The sequence below is a fragment of the Stenotrophomonas sp. P5_A8 genome (assembly GCF_056400545.1).
In genome coordinates, this window is sequence record NZ_JBFULB010000156.1 from 1 (window position 1) to 8,944 (window position 8,944).

Annotated in this window: 6 protein-coding genes; 4 read left to right on the plus strand and 2 right to left on the minus strand. The window is 64.6% G+C overall.

Going from position 1 to position 8,944, the window contains the following annotated elements; translation table 11 throughout:
• Positions 1–150 precede the first annotated feature (150 nt).
• The 4 genes from AC1DQP_RS12200 (at position 151) to AC1DQP_RS12215 (ending at position 6,553) form a co-directional block, all read left to right on the plus strand.
• Entirely contained in the window at positions 151–1,986 is a 1,836-nt protein-coding gene (locus AC1DQP_RS12200) for a glycosyltransferase family 2 protein (RefSeq protein ID WP_478051681.1), read from the plus strand.
• Positions 1,983–3,227 (plus strand): rhamnosyltransferase WsaF family glycosyltransferase, encoded by a 1,245-nt coding sequence (locus AC1DQP_RS12205; RefSeq protein ID WP_478051682.1) that lies wholly within the window; start codon positions 1,983–1,985, stop codon positions 3,225–3,227. Before AC1DQP_RS12200 ends, AC1DQP_RS12205 begins: the two co-directional genes overlap by 4 nt.
• Before the next feature lie 68 nt (positions 3,228–3,295).
• On the plus strand, positions 3,296–5,536 hold the full coding sequence (locus AC1DQP_RS12210; protein ID WP_478051683.1) for a hypothetical protein: 2,241 nt from the start codon (positions 3,296–3,298) through the stop codon (positions 5,534–5,536).
• Between the two features lie 24 nt (positions 5,537–5,560).
• Complete coding sequence (locus AC1DQP_RS12215; RefSeq protein WP_457318211.1) at positions 5,561–6,553, plus strand: glycosyltransferase family 2 protein; 993 nt, start codon at positions 5,561–5,563, stop codon at positions 6,551–6,553.
• A gap of 95 nt (positions 6,554–6,648) precedes the next feature.
• Here AC1DQP_RS12215 and AC1DQP_RS12220 read toward each other — a convergent pair whose 3' ends face one another.
• Both AC1DQP_RS12220 and AC1DQP_RS12225 read right to left on the minus strand, forming a co-directional pair.
• Positions 6,649–8,364: a hypothetical protein gene (locus AC1DQP_RS12220; protein ID WP_478051684.1), complete on the minus strand. Its 1,716-nt coding sequence runs from the start codon at positions 8,362–8,364 to the stop codon at positions 6,649–6,651.
• Complete coding sequence (locus AC1DQP_RS12225; RefSeq protein WP_457321047.1) at positions 8,361–8,771, minus strand: GtrA family protein; 411 nt, start codon at positions 8,769–8,771, stop codon at positions 8,361–8,363. The genes AC1DQP_RS12220 and AC1DQP_RS12225 overlap by 4 nt, the downstream gene beginning before the upstream one ends.
• Positions 8,772–8,944: the final 173 nt, after the last annotated feature.

Below are 8,944 nucleotides of genomic sequence, written 5' to 3' on the forward strand. Positions count from 1 at the left end.
CCTACACACGGTCGCGCAGGAAATGGAAGCTGGTGATGCTGGCACTGGGGGTCGGCGGACTGCTGGCCGGCTACGCCGCCGCATGGGTCACGTTGTGAGTTGGCCTGTCTACGTGCGCGCCCAGGCACCGAATAAAAAGGGAGTTATCTGATGCTGTCCAAACTGAGCAACGTGCTCAAGGCGATCTACTGGAGCGTCCGCCGTGCACAGGGCCAAGGTGTTTCCGCAGGAAGCATCTTCTCTGCGCTTGCGCGTGCCTCGCGCAAGGGGCCGCGACAATTGGTGCGGGCGATCCTTGCCTATGCCAATGGGCCGCAGACCCCGCCGAACCCGCTTGCGCCTGATGCGTATGCGCAGTGGCTGGCCGCCCAGCGACCGGTGCCGGTACCGGCCGACGCCGGCCTGATCAGTGTGGTGATGCCGGTCTGCAACACGCCGGAGAATTTCTTGCGCGAGGCCATTGCCAGCGTGCAGCAGCAGACCTACCGGAACTGGGAAATCTGCATTCACGACGATGCTTCCGACCAACCGCATGTCGCCTCGATCCTCGCCGAACTGCAGCGCGAGATCCCCACGWTACGGGTGACCCGTTCGGCGCAGCGCAGTGGCATTGCAGCGACCACCAACGCGGCGCTCGCGCAGGCCAGCGGTCGTTGGGTGACGTTCCTGGATCATGACGACCTGCTCGAACCCGACGCGTTGGCCTCGGTCGTCGAATGCCATGTCCGTACCAACGCCGATATCGTGTACTCCGACCATGACGTGCTGGGTGATGACGGACGCCTTCGTCACCCGTATTTCAAGCCGGACTGGAACCATGACCTGTTCATGGCGCAGATGTACCTGGGTCATTTGGTCAGCTTCGAGCGCAACTTGATCCAGCGTCACGGCGGTCTGGACAGCAGCTGCGATGGTTCGCAGGATTACGACCTGGTCCTGCGCTGCGTGGCTGACGGTGCGCGTGTAGCCCACGTGCCGCGCGTGTTGTACCACTGGCGCGCCCATGCCGGCTCGACGGCCGCCAATGCCGGTTCCAAGCCCTACGCGCACGATGCCGGCAAACGCGCGATCCAGCGTCATGTCGATGTGCTCTACCCGGGTGCCCAGGTGGACGATGGCAAGCAGCTTTTCTGCTACGACGTCCGCTACCCGATCCTCGCGCCTGCGCCGATGGCCAGCATCATCATCCCGACCCGCGACGGACTGGACCTGCTGCGCACCTGCGTCGAATCGCTGCTGGCAATGACCGACTACCCGGCCTACGAGATCATCGTGGTCGACAACGGCTCTACCCAGCCCGAGACGCTGGCGTGGTTGCAGGTGATGTCGCAGCGCGGTGATTTCCGGGTCATCGACGCCGACGTGCCATTCAACTGGTCGGCGCTGAACAACCTGGCTGCCGCCCAGGCACGTGGCGACGTGCTGGTGTTCCTGAACAACGATACCGAGGTCATCAAGGGCGACTGGCTTCAGCGCCTGGTGGAGAATGCGTTGCGCCGCGATGTCGGTGTCTGCGGTCCACTTCTGCTGTACGGAGACCGCACCATCCAGCATGCCGGTGTTGTGATCGGCATGGGCGGCTGGGCCGACCATGTCTTCAAGGGCGAGGTGCCCCAGCACAACCAGAACCTGTTCGTGTCGCCGGTGCTGCAGCGTCAGGTGCTGGCCGTCACCGGCGCCTGCATGGTCATTGCCCGCGACAAATTCGAGCAGGTCGGTGGCTTCGACGAATCGTTCATCGTGTGTGGCAGTGATGTCGAACTGTGCCTGCGTGCTTATGCCGCTGGCTTCCATACGGTCTACGTGGCCGAGTCTTCGATGATCCACCATGAATCCAAGACGCGCGATCCGCGTGCCATCCCGGAGAGCGATTTCGTGCGTTCGGCGCAGGCTTATTCGCCGTACCGCGAAGAAGGCGATCCGTTCTACAGCCCCAACCTGGATTACATGGCGTCCTCACCGCGCCTGAAGCGGAGCGAGGCATGAGTCGTCTGGCTTCGCTCCTGCGACGTGTCGCCGGTCGTCTCGAGGCCGGTGGCCCGGCCAGTGTGGCCCCGGCCACCAGCGTCGGGGAAATAACGCCTTGTGATGCGCGCCACGACCCGTGGCAGGGCAAGCGGCTGAACCTGGTGCTGCCCTCGATCAACCGCCGGCACTATTTTGGCGGCATCCATACTGCAGTGTTGATCTATCGGGAGCTGTGCCGGTTCTTCCCCGCCTCGCGCATCATCCTGGTGGACAGCGAGCCAGATGAGGAGGCGCTGTCGCGCTTCGCCGACCATACCCTGGTGTCCGCCGGCACCACGTCCGATGCACAGCGCCAGATCGTTCCGTTCAGTGACCGCTATGGCAAAACCTTGCCGGTTGCGGGCGAGGACATCTGGGTAGCCACCGCGTGGTGGACGGCATATGCCGCGCAGCGGCTGTCGGCTTGGCAGGACGCCAACGGCGGGATCGACCGTCCAATGGTCTACCTGATCCAGGATTTCGAGCCTGGCTTCTATGCATGGTCCAGCCAGTACGCGCTGTCGCTCAGCACCTACCGGTGCGACCGTGACATCGCGATCTTCAATACCGGCCTGCTCGCCGACTTCTTCGCCCATCACGGCATGCGGTATGCAACTGCCAGCGTATTCGAGCCGGTGCTGCATGACGGCCTGCGTACTGCCTTGGCCGAGGCGCGCAATGCCACCACCGCGCGCGAGCGGCGGATCGTCGTCTATGCGCGCCCGGGGACCCCGCGCAACGCGTTCGAGCTGATCTGCGAAGGCCTGCGCCTGTGGGGCTGGAAGGATCCGCGCTCGGCCCAATGGCAGGTGGCCGCCCCGGGCGAGATTGAAAACGACCTGGACCTGGGGCCGTTCAAGCTCAAGGCGCTGGGCAAGCTGGACATCGATGCGTACGCCACGCTGCTATCGACGTCGTCGATTGGGCTGTCGTTGATGGTGTCCCCGCATCCGAGCTATCCGCCGCTGGAGATGGCGGCGTTCGGCATGTCGGTGCTGACCAACCGCTACGACAACAAGCGGCTGGACGAGACCGTGGCCAATGTCCATTCGCTGGCGTCGATGACGCCCGAGGCTATCTGCGCGGGTCTGAGCGCACTGGTCGACGCGTGCGAAGCGCGTGGCATGATGGCCGCGCCGGTGGCCTCGGGAGACCACCCATTGATGGCGCAGGGCAGTTTCGACCGGATCGCCGCTGGCGTGGCGCAGGCACTGGCGTAACCACATCGATGGGCGCCGGTGCACAGGGATTGGACAGGGGACGTACATTGGATGTGTTGAAAACACGCATGCGCAGCAAGCGCTGGCTGTTCCTGCTGTACCTGGTGGTGGTGGCGCTGTTTGCCAGAACCCGTTGGCAGTTCGAATTCATGCTGCTGCTTACGGTGTCGCTGCTCACGATGTCGCTGATCGGACACCGGCTGCTCACCTGGCTGGGGATAGTGCCGCAGCCAGGTGCACCGCTGCTGTTTTTCAAGGCGTTGCTGGGCCAGTTCGTACTGATCGTGGCGTGGTTGTTGTGCAGCCCGCTGACCTATGCGTGGACGCAGGGCCTGGGCCTGCCATGGGCCCTTCCGTTGCTCGTGATGGGCGTGGCCGGCGCGGCAACGTGGAGCTTACTCAAGGACAGAGGGCGCGGCCTGTCGGGCGGCAACGTTGCGCCRGGATCGGCATTGGCATGGGTCCCGGCAGTGCTGGGCGGGCTGGTCTGTCTGAAGCTGGCTGCGTATTACTCCATGCGTGCCGGCAGCCTGGGGCTGGATACGCACCAGCACATCGCTTTCAGCCTTGATCTGTTCCGCGCCGGCTATCCCAAGCTCAGCGCGGGCAGTACGGACTGGGTGGAAAAGTACCCGAAGATGTTGCACCTGCTCACCTCCTTGTGGGCGTGGCCTGGGCTGGGCCACCACATGGGACCGTTCCTGAAGGTGCAGCCGGTACTGCAGGCGACGCTGGCGCTGTTTGCACTGTTCGAGCTGACCGGGTGCTGGTTGCGCCGGAGCCTGGTCGATCTGCGGTTGCAGACCGCCTTCGCAGCGTTGGTGTCGTTGCTGTGGTGCTACGTAATGGTGCGCGGCACGTCGTACCTGTATCCAATGCCGGACCTCAACAGTACCGGGCGGCTGGCAGCATTCGGCGTGTTGCTCGCGCCGACCTTGTGCGCCGTGCTGTGCTGGCTGGTACCTGCACGCGCGACCCAGCTGTTGGCATGGACGTTGTTTGCGTTTGCCGGTGCGATGGCGGCAAAACTCAATCCGTCACTGGTCATCGGCTATGCCAGTTATGCCGTGCCGCTGTTTGCGGTGGTGATGCTGGTGCCGTGGTGGAAGACCGGCAGCGTAGGCGGGCGGCTGGGGCGGCCGGCGCTTGGGATGCTTGCCGGCGGCCTGCTGGGCGGCCTGTTGCTGGCATGCGATCCGTACTACCTCCAACTGCTCGCTGAAGTAAGTCCTACTGTTCATCAGTTTGTCGAGAACACCCTCGGCTTGCGCGTGCTGGAGACCTCGCACGACATCAGCTCGGCCAGCGGCGGCCTCGCGCGCGTGTGGGAAGTGCTGCGCTGGGAACTCTGGTACGGTCCGCAGCCGGCGCTATGGGACCAGGGATTGCCTGCGGCCGCACAGATATTCAGTGCAAAGCTGCTCTGGGCGACGCGTGTGGCTGCGGTCCTATCGCTGCTGCTAAGCCTGGCCTTCATGGTGCTGCTGCCGCGCAGACAGCCACAGCGTAATGGCTTCGTGCTGCTGTTCGTGTTGCAGGTAGGTGCGTTGCTGGCCGTGGTGATCGCGCTGCGCTCGTCCAACATCATCTCGCTTGTGCTGGGCCACGAGACCTTGCAGGCCAGTCTGCTCAGCACCTATACCCAGCGCTACGTGGACCTGCTGGCCATGTACAGCGTGCCGATCCACTGGCTGCTGCTGTGCGCCACCGCCGTGCTCGGCTGGGATGCGCTACGCTCCCTGCGCGGCGCGCCGGCTGCGGCCGACGCGGCGCCGCGTTGGGCGGGTTGGGCGGTATTACTGGTCCTGCTCGCCTGCACGTTCGCCTTCCGCAAGATCGATGTCCAGGGCCCGCCACCGAAGAGCATGGGCTGGACGCTGCCGGTCACCGAGAAGAAGGTGCGTCAGTTCCGAGCTGCCGAGGCTCGGCTGCCCAAGGACGCCGTGGTCCTGGCGCCTGCCTACAGCAAAGTGCTCAACGGCCGCGAAGACTGGGTGCTGCCGGCGGGTGAAATCGCCTCCTACCTGCCGTTTGGCGCGCGCGACTACCTATTCAACGTGCGCCTGGGCAGTGGCTACTCCTTGCAGGCCCATGACCTGGACGCCGCGTTCTGCCACGCATCGCGTGCCGACGCGCGCGCGCTGCTGCGTCGGCAGGGCATTACCCACATCATTGCCACCCGCGGCAGTGCCCGCGCACCGCTGTTCGACCGGGAGTACTGTTCGCTGAGCTATCGCGACCTGGGCATCTGGGGCAGTGAGGTGTCCGAGGGCCCGGATGGCATCGTGTTCTACCGTATCCTGCCCTGACCGATGATCCGCCGAGACACGCCGATGAGTTCCCTGCCAGTCACTTCCGTCCATCCGCCGCGCGTCGCCGTGGTCATTCCTTGCTACAAAGTGACCCGGCACATCCTCGGGGTGATCGCGGCAATCGGACCGGAAGTAACCGCCATCTACTGCGTCGATGACGCATGCCCGGAGTCGTCCGCAGACCTGATTGAGCGCCAGAACACCGACGCGCGGGTGCGGGTGGTTCGCCGGGCCGAAAACGGGGGCGTGGGCGCGGCCGTGCTCAGCGGCTATGCGCAGGCGGTGGCCGATGGCATGGATGTCATGGTCAAGATCGACGGCGATGGCCAGATGGATCCGCTGCTGCTGCCGCACTTCGTCAATCCCATCCTTCGCGGCGACGCCGATTACACCAAGGGCAACCGCTTCTGGGATCTCACCCAGATCCGACAAATGCCCTGGATCCGACGGGTGGGTAATCTCGGTCTGTCGTTCCTGGCCAAAGCCTCGACCGGCTACTGGGACACTTTCGATCCGACCAACGGCTACACCGCCATCCACGCGCGCGTGGCCGAGCGGCTGCCGGTGGAGGTCATCAGCAAACGCTATTTCTTCGAAACCGATGTGCTGTTCCGGCTCAACACCATGCGTGCGGTGGTGGCCGACGTGCCGATGGACGCGCGTTATGGCGACGAACAAAGCAACCTGAGCATCGGCAAGGTGCTGGGCGAGTTCGCGGTCAAGCACCTGCGCAATCTACTCAAGCGCATTGCCTACAACTATTACCTGCGTGACCTGTCGATCGCCTCGTTTGAACTGGTCGCCGCCGCCATCCTGTTGGTCGGTGGCGCCACCTACGGCGGCTGGCACTGGTGGCAGGCGGCTTCGCAGGACCTGCCCTCGCCAGTGGGGACGGTCGTCCTGCCGGCAATTGCGCTGGTCAGCGGCCTGCAGTTCCTGCTGGCCTTCATCGGCTATGACATCGCCGCCGTGCCACGCCGTGCTTTGCACGGATCGCTCATTCCGCTGCGCTGAGTCGTACCGGCCCCGAAGGGGCTACGCCCCTTCGGCCGATGCGGAGTGGGTGCCGTTGATTGCACCCACTGACCCGACCCGTCGTGGCGCCTCCCCTACTGGTAGTTGAAGGCGCCGCTGCAGATGCCGGGAAGCACGATCTTCATCGGGCCCGGCGCCAGCGCCGAGCGCGGCGCATAGAGTTTGAAGGGCGCGCCGTAGTCCTTGCTGTCGGCGCCCCTCTCGGGGACTGCCAGGATACCGCGGCCGATGATCCGGTCCTGTGCGTCCAGCAGGTACAGCGTGCTCAGGCTGTGTCCCAGTCGTTCGTCCACCAGGCCGCCCTGCAGGCGTGTCCACCCTTGGGACTGAGGCAGGTCCGTGGTGACCGGGGGCACCACGCCGCAGCCTGCCGCAGGCGCATCAGCGTAGACCGTGCCAATGCTCTCGGAGGCATCGTGGATCCAAGGACTGGCGAAGATGGACAGGTCCTGTGCGGCCGCCTCGTGCGCGATCTGCAGCACGCGTGGTGAATCGGGATACGTCCACATCAGCTGTTCGTCATCGCGGGCTCCCATCTCCAGCGCCATCGCGGCGACGACCCGCTCGAAATCAGCGAGTGGATTGTGCTTGAGCGCGTTCCATTGCAAGGGCACGAAGACCAACGGAATGATGAGCAGCACGCTGGCCCAGTGACCGCGCGCCCAGGCAAAGCGCGTCGACAGGCGGGCCACGCCCAGCGCCAGCACGCAGCCGATGATGAGCAGGGCCGGCGTCGTGTAGCGGCTGGCAACGGCACTCTCCAGCCCGAAAACGATCCGGCTGGTGGCGACCGCGAATGCCGAGGCCCCGAGGTAGGCCAGGAACAGCCCGATGACCAGTTCCATATCCACCGAGACGCGGCGCCGCAGCAACGCGGCCCCGCCAAGCAACGCGGCCAGTACCGTGATCAAGCCGCCACATGCAGCGGCCAGACGGACATTGGGCGCCGCGTCGGGCACCAGGTGTGCGAACGGGCTGCCCAGGTAGGCAAACAGGAACCACAGCACGCCGCGCGGCTGGCGGCCCAGGGTGACCGCCAACGAGTCCTTGCTCGGCGACACGTAGCCATGGAAATAGAGTGCGCAAACGGCGATGGCGACCAGTAGGGCCAAGCCGCTGCGGCGCCAGCCCTGACGGCCTATCACGCAGCCGGCGAAGATCAGCCAGGAGGCGACGACGCCATTGGCCATGCTGCCGGCGGCGAGCACGCCCACGCCCAGGCTTGCGGCAAACCACCAGTGCCGCCGTTGGCCAGGGAGACTGGACTTCCATAGCAACACCAGGCCCACCAGCGGCAACAGCTGGGCAAGGAAGAACTGGCTCTGGAAGCCCCAGGTGAGGTTGTTCTCCTGGGTCCAGAGAAAAGCCAGGCCCAGGATCACCGCCATGGTGATCTTCATGCTGGTGGTGACTGGCGTGGCAATGCGCGATGCGCACCAAGCCAACAGGCCGAACATCACCGCGGCCAGCAGGTAATTGACGATCAACAGGAAGACCGCCTGGCCCCCAAAATACTTGAGGTCCAGGAAGAACAATGCACGGGCCAGCACGATGCGATGCTCGTTGTGCTGTGCCCACCATGCCGATGCATCGATCTGCTGATGCATGTAGAAGCCCAGCGAGCCATCCCACATGTCCCAGAACGGCACGGGACTATGCGCACGCGCACCGGCGATGATGCCAAGCACCGCAAAGGCCAGCGCGAGTGCGAGGCCTGCACAGAACGCGGGATTGTCCGCGAGGTAGCCGAGCACGCCGCGTCGGGAAGCGGCAGACGGTGACGTCGTCATTGACGTGGTTCCTTGGTCTTCTTGAAGGTGAGGTGCTTGTGGCCGAAGTAGCTCACAATCGCCGGCGCCGCGATGCCCAGCGCATGCGCGATCGTCTCAGGGTGGAAGGTCATGCCCAGCCTGGGGAAGACGTAGTGGGTGAACAGCAGGCTGATCAGCAACGTCTGCAGCAGGGCGAGCATGTTCACCGCTACGAACCAGAACACCTGATGGCCCAAGGGCCTGTCTGCGTCCTTGAAGACGAATGCACGATTGAGCGCGAAGGCCGTGGCCATGCCGACGAGGTAGGCAAGCACGATGGACCAGGCGTAGCCCATCACATGGCTGAAKGCAATGCGCGAACCAAAGTTCGCCACCGCCGCAAGGCCGCTGGCGACAACGAACAACATGAAACGCCGATCGATCATGGCGTGGCGTCGCCGCGTTCAGGAAAGGTCATCGGGAGTTCTCCGTGGATGTTGGGGGGACATTGGGCGTGTGCGGCTGCCCGGGTAGATCTGCCGGTGTCAGGCGGTTGTCGAAAAGGCTCTTCTCGACCAGATGTCGGCACTGGGACGCCGACAAGGGCGCATACCAGAGG